Source organism: Leifsonia poae (assembly GCF_050632195.1).
GTDB lineage: Bacteria > Actinomycetota > Actinomycetes > Actinomycetales > Microbacteriaceae > Leifsonia > Leifsonia poae_C.
This window is the reverse complement of record NZ_CP192580.1, coordinates 2,393,948-2,419,016: the sequence shown is the minus strand read 5'-3', so window position 1 is coordinate 2,419,016 and position 25,069 is coordinate 2,393,948. Positions and strand designations below refer to the sequence as shown.

The 25,069-nt window shown below is 66.5% G+C and carries 26 protein-coding genes, 2 tRNA genes and 4 pseudogenes; 14 read left to right on the top strand and 18 right to left on the bottom strand.

What is annotated here, in order from left to right; all coding sequences use genetic code 11:
* Window positions 1–34: 34 nt before the first annotated feature.
* Together ACQ86A_RS12270 and ACQ86A_RS12265 are read right to left on the bottom strand one after the other, a co-directional pair.
* Window positions 35–787, bottom strand: a complete 753-nt coding sequence (locus tag ACQ86A_RS12270) for a hypothetical protein (protein WP_431277320.1) — start codon at window positions 785–787, stop codon at window positions 35–37.
* 349 nt (window positions 788–1,136) lie between these two features.
* The gene (locus tag ACQ86A_RS12265; RefSeq protein ID WP_431277319.1) at window positions 1,137–2,384 is read right to left on the bottom strand and encodes an MFS transporter; all 1,248 of its coding nucleotides are present in this window, start codon (window positions 2,382–2,384) and stop codon (window positions 1,137–1,139) included.
* 75 nt (window positions 2,385–2,459) lie between these two features.
* Between ACQ86A_RS12265 and ACQ86A_RS12260 the strand changes: the two genes are divergently transcribed.
* Window positions 2,460–3,014 (top strand): ArsR/SmtB family transcription factor, encoded by a 555-nt coding sequence (locus ACQ86A_RS12260; protein ID WP_431277318.1) that lies wholly within the window; start codon window positions 2,460–2,462, stop codon window positions 3,012–3,014.
* A gap of 60 nt (window positions 3,015–3,074) precedes the next feature.
* On the opposite strand, the gene ACQ86A_RS12255 is transcribed toward ACQ86A_RS12260, so the two are convergent.
* From ACQ86A_RS12255 to ACQ86A_RS12235, 5 genes and pseudogenes are all read right to left on the bottom strand, one after another.
* Window positions 3,075–5,102, bottom strand: a complete 2,028-nt coding sequence (locus ACQ86A_RS12255; RefSeq protein ID WP_431277317.1) for a glycosyl hydrolase family 28-related protein — start codon at window positions 5,100–5,102, stop codon at window positions 3,075–3,077.
* A 153-nt stretch (window positions 5,103–5,255) separates the two neighbouring features.
* Window positions 5,256–5,858: a hypothetical protein gene (locus ACQ86A_RS12250; protein ID WP_431277316.1), complete on the bottom strand. Its 603-nt coding sequence runs from the start codon at window positions 5,856–5,858 to the stop codon at window positions 5,256–5,258.
* A gap of 101 nt (window positions 5,859–5,959) precedes the next feature.
* Window positions 5,960–6,035 (bottom strand) — tRNA-His (locus ACQ86A_RS12245).
* 50 nt (window positions 6,036–6,085) lie between these two features.
* Window positions 6,086–6,705 (bottom strand): annotated as a pseudogene (gene orn, locus ACQ86A_RS12240) (oligoribonuclease).
* Between the two features lie 9 nt (window positions 6,706–6,714).
* Complete coding sequence (locus tag ACQ86A_RS12235; protein ID WP_431277315.1) at window positions 6,715–7,503, bottom strand: SGNH/GDSL hydrolase family protein; 789 nt, start codon at window positions 7,501–7,503, stop codon at window positions 6,715–6,717.
* A gap of 101 nt (window positions 7,504–7,604) precedes the next feature.
* Between ACQ86A_RS12235 and ACQ86A_RS12230 the strand changes: the two genes are divergently transcribed.
* A complete protein-coding gene (locus ACQ86A_RS12230) occupies window positions 7,605–7,916 on the top strand; it encodes a thioredoxin family protein (RefSeq protein ID WP_431277314.1) in 312 nt (103 codons plus the stop codon).
* A 107-nt stretch (window positions 7,917–8,023) separates the two neighbouring features.
* A complete protein-coding gene (locus ACQ86A_RS12225; RefSeq protein ID WP_431277313.1) occupies window positions 8,024–8,284 on the top strand; it encodes a LapA family protein in 261 nt (86 codons plus the stop codon).
* An 18-nt stretch (window positions 8,285–8,302) separates the two neighbouring features.
* Here the strand turns inward: ACQ86A_RS12225 and ACQ86A_RS12220 are convergent.
* The 3 genes and pseudogenes from ACQ86A_RS12220 to ACQ86A_RS12210 all read right to left on the bottom strand — a co-directional run bounded on the left by ACQ86A_RS12220 (window position 8,303) and on the right by ACQ86A_RS12210 (window position 10,239).
* Window positions 8,303–8,375: transfer RNA gene (locus tag ACQ86A_RS12220), tRNA-Arg, on the bottom strand.
* Between the two features lie 44 nt (window positions 8,376–8,419).
* Window positions 8,420–8,902: a DUF1905 domain-containing protein gene (locus ACQ86A_RS12215; RefSeq protein ID WP_431277312.1), complete on the bottom strand. Its 483-nt coding sequence runs from the start codon at window positions 8,900–8,902 to the stop codon at window positions 8,420–8,422.
* Between the two features lie 33 nt (window positions 8,903–8,935).
* Window positions 8,936–10,239 (bottom strand): annotated as a pseudogene (locus ACQ86A_RS12210) (MFS transporter).
* A gap of 155 nt (window positions 10,240–10,394) precedes the next feature.
* Between ACQ86A_RS12210 and ACQ86A_RS12205 the strand changes: the two are divergent.
* Complete coding sequence (locus tag ACQ86A_RS12205) at window positions 10,395–11,249, top strand: LysR substrate-binding domain-containing protein (RefSeq protein ID WP_431277311.1); 855 nt, start codon at window positions 10,395–10,397, stop codon at window positions 11,247–11,249.
* A 25-nt stretch (window positions 11,250–11,274) separates the two neighbouring features.
* Here the strand turns inward: ACQ86A_RS12205 and ACQ86A_RS12200 are convergent, their stop codons facing one another.
* Together ACQ86A_RS12200 and ACQ86A_RS12195 are read right to left on the bottom strand one after the other, a co-directional pair.
* Window positions 11,275–11,493, bottom strand: a complete 219-nt coding sequence (locus ACQ86A_RS12200; protein ID WP_431277310.1) for a hypothetical protein — start codon at window positions 11,491–11,493, stop codon at window positions 11,275–11,277.
* A pseudogene (locus ACQ86A_RS12195) lies at window positions 11,490–12,489 on the bottom strand (cation:proton antiporter). The gene ACQ86A_RS12200 and the pseudogene ACQ86A_RS12195 overlap by 4 nt, the downstream one beginning before the upstream one ends.
* 75 nt (window positions 12,490–12,564) lie before the next feature.
* On the opposite strand from ACQ86A_RS12195, the gene nadE reads away from it, so the two are divergent.
* Complete coding sequence (gene nadE / locus ACQ86A_RS12190; RefSeq protein ID WP_431277309.1) at window positions 12,565–13,416, top strand: ammonia-dependent NAD(+) synthetase; 852 nt, start codon at window positions 12,565–12,567, stop codon at window positions 13,414–13,416.
* Window positions 13,417–13,501: 85 nt separating this feature from the next.
* Here nadE and ACQ86A_RS12185 read toward each other — a convergent pair whose 3' ends face one another.
* Both ACQ86A_RS12185 and ACQ86A_RS12180 read right to left on the bottom strand, forming a co-directional pair.
* On the bottom strand, window positions 13,502–14,191 hold the full coding sequence (locus ACQ86A_RS12185; protein WP_431277308.1) for a hypothetical protein: 690 nt from the start codon (window positions 14,189–14,191) through the stop codon (window positions 13,502–13,504).
* A gap of 136 nt (window positions 14,192–14,327) precedes the next feature.
* Window positions 14,328–15,340 (bottom strand): annotated as a pseudogene (locus ACQ86A_RS12180) (aldo/keto reductase).
* Between the two features lie 47 nt (window positions 15,341–15,387).
* Here ACQ86A_RS12180 and msrA point away from each other — a divergent pair.
* From msrA to ACQ86A_RS12155, 5 genes are all read left to right on the top strand, one after another.
* A complete protein-coding gene (msrA, locus tag ACQ86A_RS12175) occupies window positions 15,388–15,915 on the top strand; it encodes a peptide-methionine (S)-S-oxide reductase MsrA (protein ID WP_431277307.1) in 528 nt (175 codons plus the stop codon).
* A 132-nt stretch (window positions 15,916–16,047) separates the two neighbouring features.
* Complete coding sequence (locus ACQ86A_RS12170) at window positions 16,048–16,491, top strand: single-stranded DNA-binding protein (RefSeq protein ID WP_431277306.1); 444 nt, start codon at window positions 16,048–16,050, stop codon at window positions 16,489–16,491.
* Between the two features lie 50 nt (window positions 16,492–16,541).
* Window positions 16,542–17,069: a DUF6993 domain-containing protein gene (locus ACQ86A_RS12165; protein ID WP_431277305.1), complete on the top strand. Its 528-nt coding sequence runs from the start codon at window positions 16,542–16,544 to the stop codon at window positions 17,067–17,069.
* 54 nt (window positions 17,070–17,123) lie between these two features.
* Window positions 17,124–18,806, top strand: coding sequence for an energy-dependent translational throttle protein EttA (gene ettA, locus ACQ86A_RS12160; protein WP_431277304.1), 1,683 nt, complete (start codon window positions 17,124–17,126; stop codon window positions 18,804–18,806).
* A gap of 13 nt (window positions 18,807–18,819) precedes the next feature.
* The gene (locus tag ACQ86A_RS12155) at window positions 18,820–19,317 is read left to right on the top strand and encodes an acyl-CoA thioesterase (RefSeq protein WP_431277303.1); all 498 of its coding nucleotides are present in this window, start codon (window positions 18,820–18,822) and stop codon (window positions 19,315–19,317) included.
* On the opposite strand, the gene ACQ86A_RS12150 is transcribed toward ACQ86A_RS12155, so the two are convergent.
* Window positions 19,314–19,739, bottom strand: a complete 426-nt coding sequence (locus ACQ86A_RS12150; RefSeq protein ID WP_431277302.1) for a ubiquinol-cytochrome c reductase iron-sulfur subunit — start codon at window positions 19,737–19,739, stop codon at window positions 19,314–19,316. The two genes, ACQ86A_RS12155 and ACQ86A_RS12150, sit on opposite strands and share 4 nt — an antisense overlap.
* Window positions 19,740–19,886: 147 nt before the next feature.
* On the opposite strand from ACQ86A_RS12150, the gene ACQ86A_RS12145 reads away from it, so the two are divergent.
* From ACQ86A_RS12145 to ACQ86A_RS12135, 3 genes are read left to right on the top strand one after another with little or no spacing between them, the layout of a single operon-like run.
* Window positions 19,887–20,384, top strand: coding sequence for a sigma-70 family RNA polymerase sigma factor (locus ACQ86A_RS12145; protein WP_431280435.1), 498 nt, complete (start codon window positions 19,887–19,889; stop codon window positions 20,382–20,384).
* 7 nt (window positions 20,385–20,391) lie between these two features.
* Window positions 20,392–20,769 carry an anti-sigma factor family protein gene (locus ACQ86A_RS12140; RefSeq protein ID WP_431277301.1) on the top strand — a complete coding sequence of 126 codons (378 nt, stop codon included), beginning with the start codon at window positions 20,392–20,394 and terminating at the stop codon, window positions 20,767–20,769.
* Entirely contained in the window at window positions 20,766–21,158 is a 393-nt protein-coding gene (locus ACQ86A_RS12135; protein WP_431277300.1) for a hypothetical protein, read from the top strand. Before ACQ86A_RS12140 ends, ACQ86A_RS12135 begins: the two co-directional genes overlap by 4 nt.
* Window positions 21,159–21,169: 11 nt before the next feature.
* On the opposite strand, the gene ACQ86A_RS12130 is transcribed toward ACQ86A_RS12135, so the two are convergent.
* Complete coding sequence (locus tag ACQ86A_RS12130) at window positions 21,170–22,042, bottom strand: acyl-CoA thioesterase (RefSeq protein ID WP_431277299.1); 873 nt, start codon at window positions 22,040–22,042, stop codon at window positions 21,170–21,172.
* A gap of 42 nt (window positions 22,043–22,084) precedes the next feature.
* On the opposite strand from ACQ86A_RS12130, the gene ACQ86A_RS12125 reads away from it, so the two are divergent.
* Window positions 22,085–22,783, top strand: a complete 699-nt coding sequence (locus tag ACQ86A_RS12125; RefSeq protein WP_431277298.1) for a hypothetical protein — start codon at window positions 22,085–22,087, stop codon at window positions 22,781–22,783.
* 29 nt (window positions 22,784–22,812) lie between these two features.
* Here ACQ86A_RS12125 and ACQ86A_RS12120 read toward each other — a convergent pair whose 3' ends face one another.
* Both ACQ86A_RS12120 and ACQ86A_RS12115 read right to left on the bottom strand, forming a co-directional pair.
* Window positions 22,813–24,474, bottom strand: coding sequence for an FAD-binding dehydrogenase (locus ACQ86A_RS12120; protein ID WP_431277297.1), 1,662 nt, complete (start codon window positions 24,472–24,474; stop codon window positions 22,813–22,815).
* 207 nt (window positions 24,475–24,681) lie between these two features.
* Window positions 24,682–25,068 (bottom strand): globin, encoded by a 387-nt coding sequence (locus ACQ86A_RS12115; protein ID WP_431277296.1) that lies wholly within the window; start codon window positions 25,066–25,068, stop codon window positions 24,682–24,684.
* Window position 25,069: the final 1 nt, after the last annotated feature.

Sequence of the window (25,069 nt, the reverse complement as noted above, 5' to 3'; positions counted from 1 at the left end):
CGGCGAGTTTACCGGTCCTCGTGTCGGGTTTTTCTCAGTACCAGTTCATCGACTGCGAGTGCGACCAGGCGCCACAGGGGGTTCCGTAGCCGCGGGCGATGTAGTCGAGTCCCCACTTGATCTGGGTAGCCGCGTTGGTCTGCCAGTCCGCACCGGCCGTCGCCATCTTGCTGCCGGGGAGGGCCTGCGGGATTCCGGTCGCACCGCTGCCGCCGTTGGAGGCCTTGTAGTTCCAGCCGGATTCCTTCTGCCACAGATTGCTGAGGCACTGGAACTCACCGGCGCCCCAGCCGTGGGCGGCGAGGAGTGTCTGTGCGGTCGCTTTTGCGCCGGCGGGGGTGTTCGCGGCGGCGAGCGCCTGCGCGGCGGCCTCGGCGGCCTTTCGGTCGGCTTCGGCGCCGGCTGCTGCGAGGGTCGCTGTCGCGGCCTTGGTGGCGTCGATGTTCTTGCGCAGCTTCGAGTCGTTCAGCTTCGTGACGTTTCCGAGGCCCGCGATGGCGGTCTTCGCTGCGGAAGCGTCAGCTTTCGTCTCGTTCGCCGCGACGGTGGCTGTCGCCGCTGCGGTGGTCTCCTTGGCTTCGGCCTCGAGACGGTTGCGCACGATCGTCTCGTAGACGGAGAGCTGTTCGTGGTGCATGCCGGTGGCTTCAGACAGTGCGCGGGTGTCCTTCACGGCCTGCTGCTGGGCCATCGCCGGAGCGACGAGGGAGACGGTCATGAGGGTGGCTGCCACGCCGGTCACGAGGCGGCCGAGCGGGAGGTTGGTCTTGCGGATGGTTCTGAGCATTCTCTTCCAGAGTTCTTCGCTGCCCCGCCGCGACCGACGCGGCTCTCGACCGTGCCCGGGCGCAGATCGGCCCAGCCTCCGTGAGGAGAAGGACGATCAGACGGGTTGGATGTCCGCGTCTGGATGCGCGGAAACGACCGACGACCAGTGGTCAGAGGAGGCGCCACGCGGACGCGGTGTGCCGAGCGACAGAGGCAGCGCATCCGGATTCGGGACTTCTGGGGGAGGATGCGCGCAACGCACGACACGACGGCTTACTGTGCCGACGACTGATCAACGGTAAACGGTGAATCTGGACAGAACAGGCGGAGAGCCTGGGAGGGTCGTGTGTGCGCCGCTCAGCGGCGTCTCAGCGAGGGGCGTCGACCGGGTACTCGGTCTCCGCGTCTAGCTCGGCCTGAACCATCCTCTTGTCGGTGACCCAGAACATCCCGATCAGCAGGGTGAGGATCAACCCGCCCATGATCGCGAAGACGGGCTGCAGGCCGAGGAACTGCGCCAGGATGCCGCCGGCCGCGGCGCCGAGAGGCATCGTCCCCCACGCCACGAGCCGGTACGCACTGTTCAGGCGCCCGAGGAGCCGGGGCGGCGTGATGCGCTGACGCAGGGAGACCGTGATGACGTTCCAGACCGAGACGGTCACGCCCCCGATCAGGAAGGCCGAGCCGATCACCCAGGGATTCGCGGTGAAGGCAGGAGTGGCGAGCGAGAGGAGACTGCCGAGGATCGTGAGGGTCAGTGCACGCGCGCGCCCCAGTCGGTGCTCGATGCGCTCGGCGAGCAGCGACCCGGCCACGCTCCCCGCCGCTGACGCCGTAAGAAGCAGGCCGTAGCCAGGGTCGGTGAGCTTCATCGCAGAGTGCGGGCCGACGGCGTAGAGCACGAGCACGGTGAAGACGGCGTTTCCGGCGAAGTTGAAGACGCCGACCATGATTGCGAGAACCCGGAGAAGGGTGTTGTGCCAGAGGAACCGCAGGCCTTCGGCGATATCCGCGCGCACGGTGGTGGTGCCCGGATGGTCGGTCGAGAAGTTCCCGCGCAGCAGGAGCAGCATCCCGATGGCCAGAACCCACAGCACGACCGGCACGCCGAACGCGACCGCCGCACCCGCGGCGACGAGGAGACCGCCGAGTGGCGGACCCACGAACTGGTTCGTCGTGAGCTCGGCGGCATAAAGGCGGCCGTTGGCGCGCGACAGGGCCGTTCTGCCGACGATCTGGGGCAGGATCGACTGCGACGACGTGTCGTAGATCGTCTCCGCCGTGCCGATGAGAACGGCGGCGACGTAGAGAGCCCAGATCGATCCCGCGCCGAAGAGGGTGGTCAGCGTGAGGATCACGAGGAAGCCTGCGCGCGCCGTGTTCGCGATCAGCATCAAGCGCCGCCGATCGAACCGGTCGGCGAGCGCTCCAGCCGTCAGGGCGAACAGCAGCCACGGGAGCGTGAACGCGAAGGCCAGCCCTGCGATCAACGCGGGCGAGTCCGTGAAGCGGATCGCAACGAGGGGGAGAGCGACCTTCATGACACCGTCGGCGAGGTTGGAGAGAGCAGAAGATGTCCACAGTTTCCAGAAGGCGGCGCCGAGCGAAGCGGTCATAATGGAAGAATCCCACATCGATTGAGAAAATTCAATCGATCAGGAAAAAGTCAATCACGCGCTATCCTGTGGAGTATGGAGCCGAACGAGAATACGGCCGAGGTGAATCCCGTCGACGCGAAGCGACGCCCCGCCACCGTCAAAGAGGCGAAGGCCGTCGCGCATCCGTTGCGCGTGCGGATGATTCGCCTCTGCGGGCAGCACGAGCTGACCAACAAGCAACTGGCCGATCGACTCGCGATCGACCCGGGCACCGCCCACTATCACGTGAAGCAGCTCGTCGACGCAGGGTTCCTGGAGCCCGCGCCTGTTCGCACGGGCGAGAGCGGCGCGCTCGAGAAACCGTACCGATCGACGGGGCGCAGCTGGTGGCTCTCGGATGCGCTCGACGTCTCGGACCTCGGCGCTCCGTTCGGTCCCGTCGAAGCCTTCCAGCAGGAGCTGTCCGAGGCGGGTCCGTCCTCGATCGCGACCTACGCTCGCTTCTCCCTGCATCTCTCGCCCGAAGATGTGGTCGAGCTGGATCGCCGGATCGTGGCCGTGCTCGACGAGTACGTCGAGACCGAGGACCAGCGCTCGCACCTGCCGGTTCACGGCGGGTTCTTCATCCTGCACCGCTCGGCCGACTAGGCCGGGCACCTTCAGGCACCCGGCCCAGCCTTATCCGGGCAGAGCCCGATCAGTGCCCGGCTAGTTCCACGGCGACGGCGCCGGCGGCGGGTTCACCGCAGGGCGGTCATCGCAGGTGATCGTGTTCGGGAGCTCCCATGACGCGAGCCACGGCCCGGTCACGCCGCCTCCGTCGTTGCCGCCGAGGTCGGTGAGTGAGAACTCCGATCCGGTCGGCTTGAAGTTGAACGACCCGCAATTGTTGACGCCGACGGCGCCGACGTTGCGCGCATCCACGTTCTGGAACGACGCCGATCCGGCGGTTCGAGCGCTCACGACCGACGTTCCGGTTCCGTCGACCCTGATGTTCTGGAAGTGCACGTTCGTGATCGTGTAGAGGTCCTTCACTGGGAAGTCGGTGACCAGCATGATCGCGTTGTACGTGTTGTCCAGGAAGTCGTCGCCGACGACCTGGATGTCTGCGTCGATGTTGCGCTCCAGCGCGTAGAACCAGATCGCACCGAGTCCGATGTTCCAGTTGAGCTCGTAGGTTCCGGCGCGCACCGTGGTGTTGTTCGTGATCCACAGGTGTCCGGCGAACGGCTCGGCACCGAAGCGTGAACCGACGTGGATGGCACTGCCTTCGCGCAGGGGATCAGCGACGAGGTTGTTCGATACGGTGTTGTCGGTTCCGCCGTAGATCGCGATGCCGTTGGCGAGCGTCGGCGTCTGAACCGTGTTGTGGTCGAACGTGTTGCCGGTGTTCGCCGCCTTCTCCGACCACATCGCGAGCCCGTCGTCGCCGGTGTTGCGCACGAAATTGTTCGCCACCGTCGACTTCGTGACACCGGTGTGGAAGTTGAGTCCGTCGGCGATCTGGTCCGCGATCTGGTTGTTCGTGATGCTCACATCCGTCATCGGGCCGTCGAGCCAGATGCCCACCTTGGTGTGGTGGATGTAGAGGCCGTCAATGCTGGAGTGGTTGAACGCCCCGCCGATCCCGTTGACCTGGTCGATGTCGATGCGTTCGCGTACGTCGCCTTCGATCGTGAAGCCGGAGAGGTGCACGTTGGTGCTGCCGCCGGCTGAGGCGTCCTTTCCGTAGAACCCGACGCCGGTGTGCGTCGAGCCGTCGGGAGCCGGGGTGGACAATGCGACCTCGCTGCCCTTGATGATCGTGTACCAGCTTCCCGCACCCTCGATGGTGACGTCGTCGACGATGATGTGCCGGTTGACCTGGTACACCCCCGGCGGAACGTAGACCTTCAGGTGGGCCTTCTTGGCGAAGGCGATCGCTTTGTCGAACGCGCTCGCCGAGTCGCGCTTTCCGAACGGGTCGGCGCCGAAGACGAGCACGTTCGCTGCCAGAACCCGCACGTGGGGAGCGGCCACCAGGTGCGAGTCGAGCAGATCGATCGTCGTTGTCGCGGCGGGTGAGCCGACCGGTGCGGTCAGACGGATCTTGTCGCCCGCCTTGTACGTGCGGCCCAGCAGAAGTCGCTGCTCGTCGTAGAAGTGCATCGGACGGAACGGCTTCGTGATCACTGGAGTCGGCGTTGTCGCGCTCGGGACGCAGCCGCACTCCGTGATCCACCAGTCGGGATGCAGCAGGTCAGCATTCGGATCGTTCGTGAATTGGTACTGGTTGTAGAGCCACGAGTACTGGGAGGTGAGCGTCATGGTCTTCTTCGCCCCGCCGTTGACGGTCACGGCAAGGGGCGCTGTGATGCCGCCGCCCGTGCTCGAATCGGGGAGGCTGTAGCGCACAGTTATCGCGTTGGTGGCGCTCGGGAGGGTGAACTCCGCATACTGTCCCGGGGTGAGCGAGACGGCGCTCCGCCCCGAAGCCTCGGCAGGAAGGGTGTATGCCGAGCGGTCGGGTCCGATGATCGTGCCATTCGTCACGGCCTTCTCGGCCTCTTGTTCGGCGAAGTCGACCGTGGCGCCCCGACCGGCCACCAGGGCCGGGTCGAGAGCGGCGCGTGTCACGGGGGTTGGCGAAGCGGAGGCTGCAGCGGCTGGAGCGGCGAAGCCGACCATGGCGACCGCGGCGGCCAAGGCTGCTGCGATCGCGACGGGGCGGATGGCGAAGGGGCTGATTCTGGTCATCGTTGACTGGATCCTCTCGTAAGGTGCACGTCGTCGGACACGCTCGGGGCGCATCCGACGCCCGGAGAGTTGCCCAGACGATACGGCGGCCCTGGACCGCTCCACAAGGGCTTGAGAGGAAATGTCGACGAATTGTCGAGTTATTGCAGGATGCTACGCAAGCGCCTGCAATTTCTGCGGCTGGGTTACGGCGCCAGGCTCACGGCGTGCGGTTCTCCGGCGGTGCGGCGTGGCGTGCGTCCGGATTGGTCTGCTCGACAGGGGTGCGGCAGCATCCTGAACCGGGCGTTCTTCGACGGGCTGCGCCTGGACGGGCTGCGCCTGGACGGGCTGGCCCTGGACGGGCTGGCCCTGAACGGGCTGGCCCTGGACGGGCTGGCCCTGAACGGGCTGGCCCTGGACCGGGGAATCCTCGACCGGGCGCGCGTCGGGGTCCAGATCGTCGGCCTTGCGCAGCTTCTCCTCGGACTGGGCTCGAACAGTCGCCGCGTCGTCCTGACGAGCGGCCGCCTCCTGGCGCAGTCTCTGGGCGTCGACCTCGGCCTGCTGGGCGTCAGCTGCAGCGCGGGCCGCCTTCGCCTCGCGTTCTCGGGCGGCTAGCCCGTCGTCGGCGGCCGACTGTCGCAACTCTGCTGCGTGCGTGCGGTCGGCTTCCCTCTTGCGGCGTCGACCGGCTGTGAGGGCGAGCACGACGATGACCGCGATCAGCAGCACCGCGACGACGACGATCACAATGATGAGTGTGGTTGTGTCCATGCCAGAGCACAGTACGCCCGCACAGGATTCTCGCCACTGGAACGCCGGGGTTCGCTGGTGAAGCCCTGACAACTCGGGGCAATCACATCACCGGAACAACTTGGGGTGAGTAACGGGGCTTGAACCCGCGACCTCCTGGACCACAACCAGGCGCTCTACCAACTGAGCTATACCCACCATGACTTCGACGAGCTACCGCATTTCGTCAAAGCAACTTGTCGATTGTATTACATCTGGGACGCCCATTTTCCCACCACGTCCCGCGAGACGCTCTGAACGTCTTCCGTGGTGGGCCCTGGCTCGCCCACGAATGCCGCCCGGCGGTAGTAGTCGAGCTCGCGGATGGACTCGAGAATGTCGGCGAGAGCGCGGTGTCCACCGTGCTTCTCGGGAGCGTTGAAGTACACGCGCGGGAACCAGCGGCGCGAGAGTTCCTTGATCGAGGAGACGTCGACGCTGCGGTAGTGCAGGTGGTTGTCGAGCCGCGGCATGAACTTGGCGATGAACATCCTGTCGGTGCCGATGGTGTTGCCGGCTAGGGCGCGCTCCGAGCGGTCGGTGCGAATTTGAGCACGTACTCGAGCACCTCGTACTCGGCCTCGCCGAGACTCTTGCCGTTCGGGATCTCTTCGAGGAGCCCGGATGTGGTGTGCATGTCGCGAACGAAGTCGCCCATGTTCTCGAGCGCGGAGTCGTCGGGCTTGATCACGATGCTGAGTCCCGGGTCGAGCACGTTGAGCTCGAAGTCGGTGATCACCACCGCGATTTCGACGAGTTCGTCGACCTCGAGGTCGAGCCCGGTCATTTCGCAGTCGATCCAGACCAGTCGATCCGAGGAATTAGCCATGCGAAAAGTCTAGTGCTGGGCTCCGACGCGGCAGGGCACCGGCTGTTTGGCGTCGAGTCCGTCGCCGGCGGAGATGTGGCGGAGCCTTCGTCCAGCCCACGGGATCGCATACACGCGCAGCCAGGTTCGGAGGGGGAGCGGCTTCGGCGGCGGCGCAGGCGTCTCCGCGATGCTCCTGGCGGCGATCTCCGCATACGGAACGCCGAGGGTGTGAGCCGCGCGCGCCGCGAGCAGGCGATGCCCGCGACTGCTGAGGTGCACCCGATCGGAGGCCCACATCGCGCCATCCTGAAACTCCCGGACGCCCCATACGTCGAGCACGATCGACTCGGTGTCCCGGGCGATGCTCCAGACATTGGCGTTGAAGACCGCCGCACGCCCGCGGAACGGCTTGAGGAAGAACGCGAACTGCGGGTCGAAGAGGTTGGCGAGCAGCACCGTCGCACCTGTCGCTCTCAGCGACCGGATGCCCGTGTCCAGTCGCTCGGCCAGCGCATCCGGATCGGCGGCCGGGCTCATCAGATCGTTGCCGCCGACCATCACCGAGACCAGATCGGGTTGCAGGGACATTGCCCGGGGGATCTGATCGGCCACCACATCCCCGATCCGGCGGCCCCTCACAGCCAGGTTTGCGAACTCGAACCCGTGGCCGGCCAGGTGCGCGTCCCCGTCGAGGATCGCGGCGAGCCTGTCGGCCCAGCCGACCCAGTCGGACGGGTGTCCCGGTGCGCCATCGCAGAGCCCTTCGGTGATCGAATCCCCGAGGGCGACGTATCTGTTGAATGCGTCTCTGCTCACACTTGTGATTGTGCATACCCGCGGCGAATGCAAGGTGAAGCCCGCACGTTCAGGGCGCGATGGTCGCCGGATGTTCGCCCGACGTACACTGGCAGTGAGCGTTGGTCATCGGCGGTTTGCCGGCCCGTCACCGCGCGCAGGAGGTCGCGGACATGAAACTCACCCTGTATACGTCCGCGTTCTGCGAACCGTGCATGCAGACGAGGGCGGTGCTGGCCGAGGCGTCGCGCCTGGTGCCCACGGCCACCGTCATGGAATTCGACGTCGCGCGCGAGATGGAGCGGGCCGAGGCCGATAGCATCCGGATCACCCCGACCGTGATCGTGAGCACCGCGGACGGCGAGGAAGTGTTCCGGGCAGAGGGCGTACCGACGTTGCAGCAGGTGCTCATCGCGGCGGCAAAGGCGGTCTGAGCGCTCGCCACGCCGACGCGATTGACGGAATCTGTCGCTGTACGGGTCTTTTCCCGCCATGATGTGTTCATCGGTGCGGAATGCGCACCCGGCGAGGGGGTTCACTGATGAGCGCAGACACCCATAGCAGCACGGAGAACGGCTTCGTCCGGTTCCTCAAGCGCAAGTGGTTCGCGATCCTGCTCGTCGTCCTGCTGGTCGTCGTCGCGATTCAGAACGGCGTCAGTGACGACAAGGCGACCATCTTCTTCCTCTGGGCGGAACTGACGATGCCGACCTGGTTGCTCGTCCTGATCATCTTCATCATCGGAGGCGTGGTCGGCTGGATCTTCGCGCGCAATCGCGCCGCCCGCCGAGCCCGTCGCTGAACACTCGTTCACTAAGGGTGCCCTCGGCAGGAATCGAACCTGCGACCAAGAGATTAGAAGGCTCCTGCTCTATCCGCTGAGCTACGAGGGCGGGCTGTCCCACGATACCGCAGGGCCGGGCGCACCCCGTCGCACTCAGCGGAGGCGTTCGCCCGCTTTGACGCGTTCGGCCGTTCTGGCGATACGGCGTGAGCGGGTCTCCGGGCGGGTCGCCTGCTCGATCCAGCGCTCGTACTCGCGCTGGTGGCTGTAGCTCATCGCCCGGAATGCATCGAACGCGCCGCTCTCCTTGAGGGCTTCGCTCGCATCCGCGGCGAGTTCGACGAGCCGCTCCGAGGTGTCGAGAGCGATCGTGACATGAACCGTGTCGCCCTCGAACTTGCCGAGGCGTTCCCGGATGCTCTTCAACACCAGGATGAGGTGGGCGCCTCCGTAGGTCACCAATGACCCGCGGTACTCCTCGCCGTCGAAGGTCGCGACGACAGGGATGCGTCCGTTGCTTCCGAATGTCTCTTGTACGTCGAACGGGAAGTCGACGAATGTCTGCGAGTTCTCGGCCTCGCCCCGCTGGAGTTCGGCGTCGAACTCGAGCGGACCTGGATCTCTGTAGCTGGGCACAGTGCGAAGTTTAGTCCAGGCGTCGTCGGGCGCTCACAGGCGGGCGCCTGTCTTCCCCACTCGGTTGACGATCGTGATGCTGGGCCGACGGCCACGAAGGCTGAGGGCGAGCCGCAGGCTGGCGCTCCGGGCGATCAGGATGGCGATGACGATTCCAGCCGCCGCCGGAACCAGCCCCGAGATCATGATCGCGGTGTGCGGACCGAACATCTCGACGATCCATCCCATCAGCGGTCCGCCCAGAGCCTGACCGCCGAGGAGCACGAGGATGTACAGCGAGATGACGCGTCCGCGGATCTGCACGTTGGAGGACATCTGCACGAGCGAGTTCGCTCCGGTGATGAAGAGCAGGTTCGTCACGCCGATGCCCACGAGGAGCACGCCGAAGGCCAACTCATTGGGTGCGAACGCCGCGATGGCCTGCACGGTTCCGAGGGCGATCGCCGTTCCGACCACCATGCTCAACCGGATGCTCGTGCGGCGTGTCGAGGCGAGCGCGCCGACCAGCGCGCCTCCCGCTACCAGCGAGTTGAACAGTCCGTATCCCTGAGCGCCCACATCGAAGACATTGTTCGCGTAGGCCGCGAGCAGCACCGGCATGTTGAACGCGAAGACCGCGAGCACCGCGACCATCACGACGGTCCAGAAGATGACCGGCTTGTGACGCACGTACCGGATCCCTTCGGCCAACTGCCCCTTACGGCGGGGAGCGCGGGCGAGTGGTGCAGCTCAGAGCGGCGCAGGGAACTCACCGCAGCGACGACGGCAAGGCAGGCCACGGCGTTGATCGCGAACGACCACCCACCGCCGACCGCGGTGATCAGGATGCCCCCGACGGCCGGTCCGATCAGCCCGCCGAGCTGGAAGATCGAGGAGTTGAGGCTGATCGCGTTGCGCAGGTAGTGCGGGCCGACGAGCTCGTTCACGAAGACCTGGCGGGCAGGGTTGTCGACGACGGTGACCAGTCCGAGCGCGAACGAGATCACGTACACATGCCAGACCTCGGTCAGTCCCGTGAGCGTCAGCACCGCGAGGACCGCAGCGAGCAGCGCGGCGGTGGACTGCGTGATGATGAGCAACTTCTGCTTCGAGTACCGGTCGGCGATCACGCCGCCGTAGAGCCCGAAGACGAGCATCGGCGTGAACTGCATGAACACCGTGACCCCGACGGCGGCGACGCTGCCGGAGAGCTGGAGCACCAGCCAGTCCATCGCGATGCGCTGCATCCACACGGCCGTGTTGGCGACGAGGTTGGAGGCGGCGAACTTGCGGTAGTTGGGTACTCGGAGGGAGATGAAGGTCTCCCGCCACGGTGGTCGGGTGCTGAGGACCGGCATCGGTCCCGTGGGGGGTGCTGCGGTGGAGTTTGCCACGTTCTTTCCTGCGTATCTGGTTCCGTATAGAGGTCTGTCCTCTCGACGTTACGCAACTCGCGGTATTCTTGCTGCGAATTGAAGCTATAACTCCTATTGACTTTTCGAATGGAAGCCCGATGTTCGATCCTGTGCTCCTCCGAACGTTTCTCGCGGTCGCCGACACGCACAGCTTCACGAAGGCCGCCGCTCGGCTCGGCATCAGTCAGCCGACCGTGAGCCAGCACGTGCGACGCCTCGAGCAGGCGGCCAAACGGGTGCTGATCGCCCGGGACACCAGGGATGTGCGCCTAACGGACAACGGCGACGCCATGGCCGGGTTCGCGCGGTCGATCCTCGCGGCGCACGCCGAGGCCGAGAGCTACTTCAGCGGGTCGGCGATGCGCGGGCGGCTGCGGTTCGGGGCGGCCGACGATCTGGCGATCACGACGCTGCCGCGCATCCTGAGGCACTTCCGCCAACAGCACCCGCAGATCAACCTCGAGCTCACCGTCGATCAGTCGGGTCCACTGCACCGCAAGCTCAAGGCCGGACAGCTCGACCTCATCTTCATCAAGCAGAACCCGGGCACCACCGACGGCACCGTGGTGGCGACGGATGAGCTGGTCTGGGTCGGGCAGGAGAAGACCGTGATCGAGCCGGGCGACCCCATCCCGCTGATCGCCTACCAGGGGCCGAGCCTGAGCCGTCAGATCACGATCGACGCTCTGGAGGCCGCGGGACGAACCTGGCGGATCACCTGCAACACCCGTGAGGTGAACGGCGTGCTCGCCGCTGTTCGTGCCGGGATCGGCGTAGCGGTCTTCCCGCGGTCTCTGATCCCCTCTGACCTGGTGAAGGTCAGCAACCGCTTCTCGCTGCCAGAGCTCGGCGGCGTGGACTTCACGCTCCTGTCCAACCCGTCGACGGCAAGAGAGCCGGTGGAGGCGCTCACCGCGGCGATTCTCGGCCGCGCGCTCATGCGCATCCCGTAAACCGCTGTTTGTCGTGAGGCGAGGGTCAGCCCTCCACGGGCACTCGATCGGTGTCGGGCGCACGCAGCCCGCCGTCAGAGGAGCTCTTACGAAGGGAGAGCGCGATGATTGGGAACAGCAGCACCGAGAGCATCCCTGCACCGACGAGCGCGGTCGCCGTGCCCTTCTCGATGTCGCCCGCTTCGAGTCCGATGTTGGTCACCGCCACGATGATCGGCAGACCGGTGGCGCTCAGCAGGGTCAACGAGCTGCGGTCGCGGAACGTCGAGCCCGGGGAGCCGCGAATGAGCCGGGGATGCCGCGAACGATGATGAAGAGCACCAGGAAGATCGGCAACAGGATGAGCGCCCGTGTGTCCGCGAGGAGCGCCTTCAGGTCGAACCCGATCCCGGTGTTGATGAAGAAGATCGGGACCAGAACACCGAACGCGACAGCCTCGAGTTTCGATTCGACCAACTCGGCATCGGGTTTGCTCGCCCCGGAAAGCAGAACGCGGCAGATGACGCCGGCAGCGAACGCGCCGAGAAGCATGTCGAGGCTGAGTGCGAGGCTGAGCCCGACGAGCGCGGCGATCACGAGAACGATGAATCGCACGGCGAACTGACCGCTGGTGTGCAGCGTCGCGCGCACGAGCCCGTGGAATCGTTCGTGCGCGCCCCGCGAGGCCAGCCAGATTCCGATCCCGGCGATGACAGCGAACCCGATGAGCACGAGCGCGGCCGAGGGGACGGCGTCCGCTGAGGAAGAGCGAGATGGCGAGCAGCGGACCGAACTCGCCGACGGCGCCGACCGCTGTCACGGCGCGGCCGAACTTGGTATGCATCTCGCCAGCATCCCGGAGCATGGGCATGAGGGTGCCGAGCGCGGTCGAGGTGAGCGCGATGCCCACGTAGACACCCGCGATGGGATCGGGCGCGAGCAGGATGCCCAGGCCGACACCCACGACGAGGGAGACGACCCAGCCGAGCGATGCGCGACGCAGCGGCCGGCCCTTGATGGCGGCGAAGTCGATCTCGTTGCCGGCCATGAAGAACAGGAAGGCGAGACCGAAGTTCGCGACGAACTCGAGACCCTCGGACTTCGGGATCCAACCGAGCACGCTGGGGCCGATCAGCAGGCCGAGCACGATCTCGAAGACGACGAGCGGGATCTTCGCGACCCGTCCCACGGCGGATGCGAGCAGTGAAGCTGCGACCGCGACGAGCGGAATGAGGACGATGGTACCGACGGTGGGGTCCATGCCGCGATGCTACAGGCGGAGCCATGCCTGGTGGCCGTTCACACGACGGAAACGCGCCGGGGATAGTGTGACTGCATGCGTGATCTTCAGGCCAGAATCATCGAAGAACTGAACGTCAGCCCCACGATCGACCCCGCAGCAGAGGTCGAGAAGCGGGTCGACTTCCTCGTGCAGTACCTCAAGGCGACAGGTGCCGCCGGGTACGTGCTCGGAATCAGCGGGGGACAGGATTCATCCCTGGCCGGTCGTCTCTGCCAGCTCGCCACCGAGCGACTCGCGGAGCAGGGGACCGACGCCGAGTTCATCGCCGTGCGGTTGCCGTACTCGGTGCAACACGATGAGGACGATGCGCAGCTCGCACTGTCGTTCATCAAGCCCGAGCGCACGGTGACGTTCAACATCCAGCGTGCCGTCGACGGCTTCGAAGACGAGTACAAGGATGCGGTCGGCGACGACATGACCGACTTCACCAAGGGCAACGTGAAGGCCCGCGCACGTATGGTCGCCCAGTACGCGATCGCCGGGCAGCGACGGCTCCTCGTCGTGGGCACGGACCACGCTGCCGAGGCGATCACGGGGTTCTTCACGAAATACGGCGACGGAGGCACGGACATCCTGCCGCTCACCGGCCTCACGAAGAGACAGGGCCGTGCTCTGCTGGAGCACCTCGATGCGCCTGCGCGTCTCTACACGAAGGCTCCCACCGCCGACCTGCTCGATGACAACCCCGGCCAGACGGATGAGGACAACCTGGGCCACACTTACCAGGACATCGATGACTACCTCGAGGGCAAGGACGTTCCCGACGAGGTCGCGATCGCACTCGAGGCGCGGTATCTCTCGACCGAGCACAAGCGACGAGTTCCGGCCAGCATGTTCGACGAGTGGTGGCGTGCGCGCGGCGACTACACGGATGTGGAGCGCTAGACGCAGTCAGGCGACACGAGAGAGGGCCGGCGGATGATCCGCCGGCCCTCTGTGTTCGGGTGGAGTTGTCTTGGTTGCTACCGGGTCAGACCGGGGTCGACAACCTGGTCGTGGGTACGGTGTCCGAGGTGACGGCCTCGGTCTCCGACTCGCGGGTGAGAGGCGCGCCTGCCGGGGCGGTTGCGGCATCCGTGGTCGGAGCCGCGGGCGTGAACTGTTCGTGGTGCTGCTGGGCGACCCACGCATCCTGACGCTCGATCAGCACGCGGTCGGTGTCGGTGTTCTCGAAACGCCACCGCTCGAGGTCGCTCTGGAAGATGCGGCGTGCGCGGCCCGGCTTGTTCTGCCACTCGATGAGCCGGTCGCGGAACTCCGCGATGGCCGGGTCGAGCTGGTAGCCGAAGGTCGCGGATGCGCGCTTCATCTCGGCGAGCTGGTGGCCCGCCCAGTTGGCGGCGATCCCCGCGCCCTTGATCGGGAGCAGTCGAACCATGATGTCGGCCGAGCCGACGGCACGGTCCGAGAGCACCTGTTCGCCGGGGGTCAGAGAGTTCCAGACGGATGCCTCGGTCGCCGCATCGACGAGGGCCGCGATGGCCGACGCCTTCTGCTGGCGATCGGAGCGGGAGAGCAGACCCTTGATCGCGCCACGCGCGATGAGGGCCGCAAGCAACCCGGAGATGATCACGGCAACCGCGAGCACCACCGCGTTCAGGATCATCGGACGTGCTGCCGACGACGTCAACCAATCAACGAATTCATTCCACCACTGCATGTCCGCGATGGTAAGCCTGGTCGGGCGCGCATCCGTGGAGCCTGGCCGCAGTGTCGTGGAGTCGTGATCGTGCGGTGACCTTGGAGGTGGCCGCGTCGTTGCCGAGGCGGCCACCTCGCGCGCCCGAGGTCAGCGCTCAGGCCTCCGTGTGCTCGGTGCCGTGCACGGCGTAGGGCTCGATCGCGGCGACCTCGTCTGCGGTCAGCGCGGGAGCATCCAGTGCCGCCACATTCTGTTCCAGCTGTGCGACGCTCGATGCGCCGATCAGCGCACTCGTGACAGCAGGCTGGCGCAGCACCCAGGTCAGGGCCAGCTGGGCGAGCGACTGGCCCCGGCCGGCGGCGATGTCGTTGAGTGCCCGTGCACGCTCGAGGTAAGTGGGGCTGAGCTGGTTCTCCGAGAGGAACCGGCTCGTGGCGGCACGCGACCCGGCCGGAACGGAGCCGTCGAGGTAGCGGTCGGTGAGCATCCCCTGGGCGAGCGGGGAGAAGACGATGCTGCCGGCGCCGACCTCCTCGAGCACGGAGAACAGGCCGTCCTCGATGTGACGGTCGAACATCGAGTATCGCGGCTGGTGGATGAGCAGCGGCACCTTGTGCTCGGCGGAGCGGCTGCTGCGGCGCGAGTCTGCTCGGGGTCGTAGTTGGATACGCCCACGTAGAGCGCCTTGCCCTGCTGTACGGCGGTCGCGAGCGCACCCATCGTCTCCTCGATGGGCGTCTCGGGGTCGGGCCGGTGCGAGTAGAAGATGTCGACGTAGTCGAGGCCGAGGCGGCCGAGGCTCTGGTCGAGGGAGGAGAGCATCGTCTTGCGCGAACCCCATTCGCCGTACGGGCCGTTCCACATCTCGTATCCGGCCTTGGACGACACGATGATCTCGTCGCGGTACGGCGCGAGGTCTTCGCGGAAGATGCGGCCGAAGTTCGTCTCGGCGGTCCCGGCCGGCGGCCCGTAGTTGTTGGCGAGGTCGAAGTGCGTGATGCCGAGGTCGAAGGCGCGGCGCACGATGGCCCGCTGGGTCTCGATGGGGCGCTCGTCCCCGAAGTTGTGCCACAGGCCGAGAGAGAGGGCGGGCAGCTTCAGGCCGCTGCGGCCGCTTCGGTTATAGGTCATCGTCTCGTAGCGGTCGTCCGCGGCAACGTAGGTCATGTCTACATCGTAGGAGAATGTTGTCTGTCGAGACGAAAGGGGTTGCCATGCAGACGTTCGTGGTCGCCGGAGGATGTTTTTGGTGTCTGGACGCGGTCTACCGCGTCCTTCGAGGGGTTCAGGATGTCGTGTCGGGCTACACAGGCGGCACTGCCGTCGATCCGACTTACGACGAGGTGTGCACGGGCCTGACCGGTCACGCCGAGGCCGTGGCGGTGACGTTCGACCCCGAGGTCATTCCGGCGAGCGTGATCCTCGACGTGTTCTTCACGTTGCACGATCCGACGCAGCTCGACAGGCAGGGTGCCGATGTCGGCACGCAGTACCGTTCGGCGATGTTCTATGACGGTGACGAGCAGAAGGCTCTCTTCGAGGAGGCGATCGCTCGCGCCTGCACGTATTGGGACGGCGACGTGGTCACCACCCTCGAGCCGCTCGGCACGTTCTACCGCGCCGAGGAGTATCACCAGGACTTCTTCGCGAAGAACCCCGGACAGGGATACTGCTTGGCCGTTGCTCAGCCGAAGGTGAACAAGATTCGCAAGTCGTACGCGGACTACGTCATCGCGGCCTGATCGGAGCGCTCCTCCACAGGGCCCGGATCCGGGGACTCTCCCCAGATCCGGGCCACTCGTGTCTATGCGTCCGGATGCGCTCAAGACTCGCGTTACCGCCCAAAGAGAGCGGAAGACGAGAAGGAGAGCACCATGACCGAATCCCTGTCCGTCCGCGGCTTCGTCGCGACGGTTCCCAACCACCTGGTGACGGATGAGGGCCTGCCCATCACCACGTTCCGGCTGGCGAGCACGCGGAGGCGATTCAACCGGGAGACGAAAGCCTGGGAGAACGGCGCCACCAACTGGTTCACGGTGTCGGCTTATCGGCAGCTGGCGCTGAATGCGGCGGGGTGTGTGGCGAAGGGCGACCCGGTGCTCGTGACCGGGCGACTGAGCGTGCGGGAGTGGGAAAGCGAGGAGCGTTCCGGGATTGTCGTCGAGATCGACGCGGATGCGATCGGGCACGATCTCGCGTGGGGCTCATCGGCCTTCTGCCGCACGATCAAGCGCTCGCCGAATGGCAGCGCCGACGGATCGGAGGGTGCAGCGCCCGAGAACGATGGCGCTGACGAATCCCCAGGAGGGGATGCGTAGTATGTAAGGTGTTCAGTCCCTTCCGGCCCAGCCAGAACCACGGAGACCCCATGCCGCACCTCGCTCATCGGCCACCCGTTCTGGGTTTCCGGAGGCGCTGGTCGGTCGTCCCTGTGGTCTCGGGCATCGCGCTCGCCGCGGCGCTCGCGCTCAGCGGGTGCGTGGGCGGGACGACGGGTGGCGCGAGTACGCCGAGCGCATCCGTCACACCTGGACCGACTGCCACCTCGACGGCTCCGGCCGCGATCGAATTCCATCCCGATGGCTCGGCCCAGGACAACCTGCCGTACTTCGACCAGGTCAATCGGGCAACGCTGGCTGCGAAGCCCAACGCGGTCGGGCGCGACTTCATCGATGCCCTCGTCGCTGCAGGATTCGCGAAGAAGGACATGCAGCTCACCGTCGACACGACGACGATCGGCCTCAAGGCGAACTCCATCCAGTTCTCGGTACGGATGGGCGACACCTGCCTCATCGGCCAGAACGGTGCCGACGCGGGCGGCTACAACAGCCAGGTGACCCCGGTACTCGCCACCGGCGCCTGCCTCATCGGCGAGACCCGCCCGATCGACTGGTAGGCGTCACCTGGCTCTCGCGCATGGGGGACCCGCACTGACCTTAGGATTGAAGGCATGGCCGAATACATTTACTCGATGGTGCGCGCCCGCAAAGCGGTGGGCGACAAACTGATCCTCGACGACGTGACCATGTCGTTCCTTCCCGGAGCGAAGATCGGCGTGGTCGGACCGAACGGTGCGGGTAAGTCGACCATCCTCAAGATCATGGCGGGGCTTGACACCCCGAGCAACGGCGACGCGAAGCTGTCCCCGGGATACACGGTCGGCATCCTGATGCAGGAGCCGGTGCTCGACGAGAGCAAGACCGTGCTCGAGAACGTGCAGGAAGGCGTCGGCGAGATCAAGGCCAAGGTCGACCGGTTCAACGAGATCTCGGCCGAGCTCGCCGATCCCGACGCGGACTTCGACAAGCTGCTCGGCGAGATGGGGACCCTGCAGGAGCAGATCGACGCCGCCGACGCCTGGGACCTCGACTCCCAGCTCGAGCAGGCCATGGACGCGCTGCGCTGCCCGCCGGGGGACTGGCCCGTCACAAGCCTCTCCGGTGGTGAGAAGCGCCGTGTCGCCCTCTGCAAGCTGCTCCTCCAGAAGCCCGACCTGCTGCTGCTCGACGAGCCAACCAACCACTTGGACGCCGAGAGCGTGCTGTGGCTGGAGCAGCACCTGGCCAAGTACCACGGTGCGGTTCTCGCCGTGACCCACGACCGGTACTTCCTCGACCACGTCGCCGAGTGGATCGCCGAGGTCGACCGCGGCCACCTGTACCCGTACGAAGGCAACTACTCCACCTACCTGGAGAAGAAGCAGGCACGCCTCGAGGTTCAGGGCAAGAAGGATGCGAAGCTCTCGAAACGCCTCTCCGAGGAACTCGACTGGGTGCGCAGCAACGCCAAGGGCCGCCAGGCCAAGTCGAAAGCACGTCTGGCCCGCTACGAGGAGATGGCCGCCGAGGCGGAGCGCACCAGAAAGCTCGACTTCGAAGAGATCCAGATCCCGCCGGGACCGCGACTCGGCCAGATCGTGATCGACGCGAAAAACCTGCAGAAGGGCTTCGACGACCGCAGGCTCATCGACGGCCTCACCTTCACGCTCCCGCGCAACGGCATCGTCGGCGTGATCGGCCCGAACGGTGTCGGAAAGACCACGCTCTTCAAGACCATCGTGGGCCTCGAGCCCCTCGACGGCGGCGACCTCAAGGTCGGCGAGACGGTGGAGATCTCCTACGTCGACCAGTCGCGCGGCGGCATCGATCCCAACAAGTCGCTTTGGGAGGTCGTCTCCGACGGGCTCGATTACATCCAGGTCGGCAAGGTCGAGGTGCCGAGTCGGGCGTACGTCTCGACGTTCGGCTTCAAGGGGCCGGACCAGCAGAAGAAGGCCGGCGTGCTCTCCGGTGGTGAGCGCAACCGACTGAACCTCGCGCTGACGCTCAAGCAGGGCGGAAACCTGCTGCTGCTCGACGAGCCGACAAACGACCTCGACGTCGAGACCCTCGGCAGCCTCGAGAACGCGCTGCTCGAGTTCCCCGGCTGCGCCGTGGTCATCACCCACGACCGGTGGTTCCTCGACCGGATCGCGACGCACATCCTGGCTTACGAAGGCACCGAAGACGACCCGGCGAACTGGTACTGGTTCGAGGGAAACTTCGAGGCCTACGAAGAGAACAAGATCGAGCGTCTGGGTCCGGATGCAGCCAAGCCGCACCGCTCCGCGTACCGCAAGCTGACCCGCGACTGACCTGGAGCGGATCATGAGACTGCACGTACCGATCCGTCTGCGCTGGAGCGACCTCGACGCATACGGTCACGTGAACAATGCCGAGATGCTGCGCCTCCTCGAGGAGGCGCGCATCCAGGCGTTCTGGATCACGGACGAGGCGTCGGGTGCGAATGGTGCGGGTGCTGAGGCGGTCGGTGCGAGCACCGCCGTGCTCGACGGGCGACCCGGTGCAGACACGCTGACGCTGATCGCCCGCCAGGAGATCGAGTACCTCGCCCCCATTCCGTACCTGAGGCAGCCGCTCGACATCCGCCTATGGCTCGGCCGCCTCGGTGGCGCGAGCCTCGAGGTCTGCTACGAAGTGTGGTCGCCCGAGGGAACCGAGCCGCAGATCCTGTACACGCGCGCTGCGACGACGATCGTGCTCGTGGATGCGAAGAGCGAGCGACCGCGTCGCATCAACGACCACGAGCGGGCGGCGTGGACGCCGTACCTCGACGAACCGGTGCAGTTCACCAAGCGAGGCTAGTTCGAGACGGTCACCGTGCCGCTGGACACGGTGGCCGTGAGCTTCGTCAGCGGCGTGCGGGCGGGCCCGGCGATCACATCCCCGGTTGCGGCGTCGAAGCGCGAACCGTGGCACGGGCAGTCGAACTCCTTGTCAGCCGGAGCCACCGTGCAGCCCTGGTGGGTGCAGACCGCACTGAAGGCGACGACAGTGCCTTCCTTCGGCTGGGAGACCACGATCGGCGTCGACCCGAGTCTCGCCGACACCGCGCCGCCGACCGGGATCGAAGACAGCGGAACCTTGACGGGGTTGGAGCCCGCACCCGATCCGGAGGCCGAGCTGTCGGGCGTGCACGCGGTCAGCACGAGCGCCCCGGCCCCGAGCGCCACGGCGCTTCCGATCGAGACAAGCGTGCGGCGCGTGAGCGGGGTCGATTCGGTCATGCGGAGTCCTCACGAGTCGGCGTAGCTTGGATGTGTCGGGTTACCGGTTTACCCGTATCCACGAGGCTACGGCTCGTTCGGTTCAGCGAGTCGTGTATATCGGTGAACTTTTCGGGCCCCGTCAGCGTGTACCTGGTGGAGGTGTTCATGCCGAACGACGACTCGCGACTGCTGCGCGAGCTTCACGACCAGCACGCGCAAGCGGTCTGGCGTTACGTCGTGCACTTGACCGGCGATCGGGCGATGGCGGATGACGTTGTACAGGAGACCCTGCTGAGGGCCTGGAAGAGACCGGCCGTGCTCGACCAGTCGCAGAGTTCGGCGCGTGCTTGGCTCTTCACCGTCGCGCGCAACATCGTCATCGACGACAAGCGGAGTGCGCACAGCATCCACGAGTTCGGCACGGATGTTCTCCCCGAGCGTGCCGCGGGCAACGAATCCGATGCCGTGCTCGATGCCTGGCTTGTGTCGGATGCGCTTGCCGAGCTTTCGCTCGAGCACCGGGCCGTCATCGTCCACGCCTACTACGGCGGACGGTCGATCGCCGAGATCTCCCGAGAGCTGGACATACCGGAGGGAACTGTGAAATCGCGCATCCACTACGGGTTGCGTGCCCTGCGGCTCGCGCTGCAGGAGAGGGGGTGACGGAACGATGACGACACACGATGAATTCGCCACCTGGGACGGCGCCTATCTGCTCGGGGCGCTGTCGCCTGCCGACCGGCGCGCTTATGAGGAGCACTTGCGCACCTGCGAGACCTGCTCGGCCGCAGTGTCGGAGCTTGCCGGGCTTCCGGGGATCCTAGGCCGGGTCTCGGAAGCCGATGCCTTCGCGTTGCTCGAGGCCGACCAGACGCCGAACACGGCGGGGGCAGGGGAGACGTCGCGAGCATCCGGGAGCCCGAACACGAGCGTTCCACCACGGATCATGTCGGTGCAGACGTACTGCCTGCGTTGCTCAGTGCGGCGCGGCGGCGTCGCTTCCGGACACGCCTGTGGGCCGCAGGATCGCTCGCCGCGGCGGCCGTGATCGTGGTGCTGACGGCGATCGTGCTTCCTTCCGTCCTGGCGCCGACCCAGGCTCCGCCGATCGCGGGCAAGAGTGTTGTGATGACGCAGGTGGAACCGAGCGCCCTGTCGGCCGACCTCAAGCTCGTCACCGAGCCGTGGGGCACGCGGATCGAGTCGCGGTGCAGCTACGCGGTGTGGGAGGGGCAAGAGCCCGGACAGACCTGGACGTACGCGATGGTCGTGACTGACCGGGCCGGCAAGCAGACGCAGATCTCGACCTGGAAGGCGGCAGCCGGCACCACGGTCGAACCGACGGCGACGACGAGCGTTCCGGTCGCCGACATCGCCAGCGTCGACATCCGGTCGGCGACGAACGGCACGGTGCTGCTGCGAACCACCTTCGGCTAGCGCGGGGTCGGCTAGCGCGGCTCAGGGACCCGGATGGTCGCCTCCTGCGCCACGCTCGCGACGAGATGACCCTCGCGATCGTAGATGCGTCCGAGCGCGAGCCCGCGTCCGCCGCTGGCGCTCGGGGACTCCTGCACGTACAGGAGCCATTCGTCCACGCGCGCTGGTCGGTGCCACCACATCGCGTGGTCGAGACTGGCCGCCTTGAGTCCGGGCGTCGCCCAGGCGATGCCGTGGCGGCGCATCACCGACTCCATGATCGTGTAGTCGCTCGCGTAGGCGAGAGCCGCCTGGTGCAGCTGCGGGTCGTCGGGCAGCCGGTCGATCGCTCGGAACCAGACCGCCTGGTGGGCCACGTGAGCGCCCTCCACAGTCAGGTAGATCGGCGACGGCACATGCCGCATGTCGAAGGGGCGCTCGCTCGCCCAATACTGGGCGACGGGATGCGCGATGTTCTCGAGTGTGGACGCCGAGTTCGGCAGCGTCTCGGGCTCCGGCAGGTCGTCAGGCATGCTGACCTGGTGGTCGAGGCCCTCGTCATCGACCTGGAACGACGCGATCATCGACAGGATGGGCAGCCCGCTCTGGTACGCCTGCGTGCGCCTCGTCGAGAAGGAGCGGCCGTCGTGGATGCGGTCGACCGAGAAGGTGATGGGCAGGTTCACATCTCCGGGGCGCAGGAAGTAGCCGTGCATCGAGTGGATGTTCCGGTCCTCCGGAACCGTGCGCGTCGCCGCCACGATGGACTGCGCGAGCACCTGTCCGCCGAAGACACGACCCAGGGGCATCCACTGCGACGGCCCGGTGAAGATGTCCTCGCTGGTGCGTGCTCCGGTGTCGGTCAGATCGAGTGCGGTCAACAAGGACGCCAGGGGCTCGGACACAATGCCTCCATCTTGTGGTCGTCTTGGTAGTTTAGACAGCAGATGAGCCAGTCATTTTCACTCGTGGATTCCCTTGCCGTTTCCGACCTTCAGACTTACCTGTCCAGGGCCGCGCGCGTCGAGGAGGGTTCGGTCCGCCTGATCGGCGGGTCGGGCGTCCTCGCCGTCTATACGGCGATCCTGTACCCTCGCGGTCTTCTCGATCAGACGCCGACCGTTCTCGGCCTGCGCACGTTCGCGATCGAGCCGGGCGTCGCGTTCGACGCGGTCGTCCCCATCCGGTCGCTGCTCGATCGTCTCGCGCGCATCGCCGACGCAGTTGCAGCGGGCACGACCTCTGAGGGCGCGCCGGAGGGCCCGGTCGAGGTTCGTATGCCGCTCGAGGTATCGACCGTCACCTGGGCGGGAATCTCACCGCCCCGGGGCGGGTGGCGTCCGGTCGGCGAGACGACCTTCGAGTTGCTGGAGCTGACCGCGAAGACCGGGATCGCCGAGGTCGCCGAGGCCGTGCCGACGGGCACGGGGGAGCAGCTCGTGCAACGTGTGCGAGCCGAGGTCTGGGGTCGTCCGATCGACGACCTCGAGTACGTGCCCGCCGGCGCCGCGTTCGCCGCGGAGAGCCTGGGATTCCTCGGCGCGGGTGAGCCGGTCACGATCCTCGAGACCGGCCCGTGGACGCGGCTTACGACGCGGCGCGGCCACATACTGGTGCGGCGTCAGGCGTGGAGCCTGCGCGGCTAACGCCCAGCCCCTCGGAAACCGCGCGACGTTCAGCCGCGAGCGACCGCTCGGCCCGCCTGGCGGCCCGAGAACAAGCACCCGCCGAGGAAGGTCCCCTCGAGCGAGCGGTATCCGTGCACGCCCCCGCCACCGAACCCGCTCGCCTCGCCCGCCGCATACAGTCCGGGCACCGGGGTGCCGTCGGGGGCGAGTGCACGACCGTCGAGGTCCGTCTCGATCCCGCCCAGGCTCTTGCGGGTCAGGATGTGCAGCTTCACCGCGATGAGCGGCCCGGCTTTCGGGTCCAGCAGTTTGTGCGGGCTGGCGACCCGGATCAGCTTGTCGCCTCGATAGGAGCGCGCGCCACGGATCGCCGTGATCTGAGCATCCTTGCTGAAATCGTTGTCGAGCTCCCTGTCGCGCTCGTGAACATGCTTGGCGACGAGATCGGCGTCGAGCGGAACATCGGCGAGGCGTTGCATGCCCGCGATCAGTCCGTCGAGGGTGTCCGCGACGACGAAATCGGCGCCCTTCTCCTTGAACGCCTCGACCGGGGCGGGTGCGCCCGAACTGACGCGCTTGGCCAGCAGGCGCAGATCCTTGTTCGTCAGGTCGGGGTTCTGCTCGCTGCCCGAGAGCGCGAACTCCTTCTCGATGATCTTCTGGGTGAGCACGAACCAGCTGTAGTCATGGCCGGTCGCACGCAGGTGCTCCAGGGTGCCGAGTGTGTCGAATCCGGGGAAGAGCGGCACCGGCAGTCTGTTGCCGCTCGCATCGAGCCAGAGCGATGACGGCCCGGGCAGGATGCGGATGCCGTGGCGTTCCCACACCGGGTTCCAGTTCTCGATGCCCTCGGTGTAGTGCCACATCCGGTCGCCGTTGATCAGGCGCGCGCCTGCCGCCTCGGTGATCGCGAGCATCCGGCCGTCGACGTGTGCGGGAACCCCGGAGAGCATCTTCTCCGGGGGAGTGCCGAGTCGTTCGGGCCAGGATGCGCGGACGAGATCGTGGCTGCCTCCGATTCCGCCGCTCGTGACGATCACGGCGCCTGCCCGCAACTCGAAGTCGCCGACCTGGTCGCGGTTGCTCGGCGCACCGCGGAGCGCGCCGTCGGGCGCGAGTACCGCGCCGCGGACGCCGGTGACAGCTCCCGACTCGACGATCAGTTCGTCGACCCGGTGGCGGTGCAGCATCGTGACGGCTCCGGATGCGACCCCCGCCTGGACTCGTCGAACGAACGGCGCGAGCACGCCCGGCCCGGTGCCCCAGGTGATGTGGAATCGCGGAACGGAGTTGCCATGACCACCCGCCGTGTACCCGCCTCGCTCGGCCCAGCCGACGATCGGGAAGAACCGCACACCCTTCTCGTGCAGCCAGGCGCGCTTCTCGCCGGCCGCGAACTGCAGATAGGCCTCGGCCCACTGGCGCGGCCATCTGTCTTCGTCGCGGTCGAACGCGGCACTGCCCATCCAGTCCTGGCGGGCGAGGGCAAGTGAGTCGGTGATGCCCATCCGGCGCTGCTCGGGGGAGTCGATGAGGAAGAGTCCGCCGAACGACCACCACGCCTGACCGCCGAGCGACGCCACGGGCTCCTGCTCGACGATCGTGACCCGCTTGCCGGCGTCGATCAGCTCGCTCGCAGCGACAAGTCCGGCGAGGCCGGCCCCGACGACGATGGCATCGGCGTCGGTGGTGTTCGGGTTCGATGTCATCCTTGTGTCTCCTTCGGCACGCGACTCTTATTGTGCAGTATGACGGTTCGAATCAACCACATCACGTTCGACAGGGCGAACTCGTCAGATGGCCGCGGTTGGGCCGTGCTGCAAGAGCCCGAGGGCAACGAGTTCTGCGTCGAGCGCAGCCGGGCAGAACGCGAGGCTGAGGAACTGGCCGCGCATCCGTCTTGGCGGGCTAGAAAGTCACTCCTCGAATGTGTTGACCATCGCGAAGGCCGCGCGTTCGAGGTATGACCAGAGTGTCTCCTCCTGCAGCGGCGGCAGCCCGAGCTCTTCGACCGCCTCGCGCATGTGCTTGAGCCAGCGGTCGCGAGCGTCTGGGTTCACCTTGAACGGCATGTGGCGCATCCTGAGCCGAGGGTGGCCGCGCTGCTCGCTGTAGGTGCCGGGCCCGCCCCAGTACTGCTCTAGGAACAGCGTGAGGCGCTCGGCTGCGGGGCCCAAGTCTTCCTCGGGATACATCGGCTTCAGGACGGGGTCGTCGGCCACCCCGCGGTAGAAGTTGTCGACGAGCCGACGGAACGTCTCGTGGCCGCCGATCTCCTGGAAGAACGTCTCGTCAGTGCTCACG

Excerpts from the sequence above, each read along its gene's own strand:
- ACQ86A_RS12140 (WP_431277301.1), top strand. The coding sequence starts at position 20,392 with ATGACGACACACGATGAATTCGCCACCTGGGACGGCGCCTATCTGCTC.
- ACQ86A_RS12185 (WP_431277308.1), bottom strand. The coding sequence starts at position 14,191 with ATGCAGTGGTGGAATGAATTCGTTGATTGGTTGACGTCGTCGGCAGCA.
- ACQ86A_RS12145 (WP_431280435.1), top strand. The coding sequence starts at position 19,887 with ATGCCGAACGACGACTCGCGACTGCTGCGCGAGCTTCACGACCAGCAC.
- ACQ86A_RS12120 (WP_431277297.1), bottom strand. The coding sequence starts at position 24,474 with ATGACATCGAACCCGAACACCACCGACGCCGATGCCATCGTCGTCGGG.
- ACQ86A_RS12255 (WP_431277317.1), bottom strand. The coding sequence starts at position 5,102 with ATGACCAGAATCAGCCCCTTCGCCATCCGCCCCGTCGCGATCGCAGCA.
- ACQ86A_RS12260 (WP_431277318.1), top strand. The coding sequence starts at position 2,460 with ATGGAGCCGAACGAGAATACGGCCGAGGTGAATCCCGTCGACGCGAAG.
- ACQ86A_RS12225 (WP_431277313.1), top strand. The coding sequence starts at position 8,024 with ATGAGCGCAGACACCCATAGCAGCACGGAGAACGGCTTCGTCCGGTTC.
- ACQ86A_RS12170 (WP_431277306.1), top strand. The coding sequence starts at position 16,048 with ATGACCGAATCCCTGTCCGTCCGCGGCTTCGTCGCGACGGTTCCCAAC.
- ACQ86A_RS12205 (WP_431277311.1), top strand. The coding sequence starts at position 10,395 with ATGTTCGATCCTGTGCTCCTCCGAACGTTTCTCGCGGTCGCCGACACG.
- ACQ86A_RS12125 (WP_431277298.1), top strand. The coding sequence starts at position 22,085 with ATGAGCCAGTCATTTTCACTCGTGGATTCCCTTGCCGTTTCCGACCTT.
- msrA (WP_431277307.1), top strand. The coding sequence starts at position 15,388 with ATGCAGACGTTCGTGGTCGCCGGAGGATGTTTTTGGTGTCTGGACGCG.
- nadE (WP_431277309.1), top strand. The coding sequence starts at position 12,565 with ATGCGTGATCTTCAGGCCAGAATCATCGAAGAACTGAACGTCAGCCCC.
- ACQ86A_RS12265 (WP_431277319.1), bottom strand. The coding sequence starts at position 2,384 with ATGACCGCTTCGCTCGGCGCCGCCTTCTGGAAACTGTGGACATCTTCT.
- ACQ86A_RS12150 (WP_431277302.1), bottom strand. The coding sequence starts at position 19,739 with ATGACCGAATCGACCCCGCTCACGCGCCGCACGCTTGTCTCGATCGGA.
- ettA (WP_431277304.1), top strand. The coding sequence starts at position 17,124 with ATGGCCGAATACATTTACTCGATGGTGCGCGCCCGCAAAGCGGTGGGC.
- ACQ86A_RS12155 (WP_431277303.1), top strand. The coding sequence starts at position 18,820 with ATGAGACTGCACGTACCGATCCGTCTGCGCTGGAGCGACCTCGACGCA.
- ACQ86A_RS12270 (WP_431277320.1), bottom strand. The coding sequence starts at position 787 with ATGCTCAGAACCATCCGCAAGACCAACCTCCCGCTCGGCCGCCTCGTG.
- ACQ86A_RS12165 (WP_431277305.1), top strand. The coding sequence starts at position 16,542 with ATGCCGCACCTCGCTCATCGGCCACCCGTTCTGGGTTTCCGGAGGCGC.
- ACQ86A_RS12250 (WP_431277316.1), bottom strand. The coding sequence starts at position 5,858 with ATGGACACAACCACACTCATCATTGTGATCGTCGTCGTCGCGGTGCTG.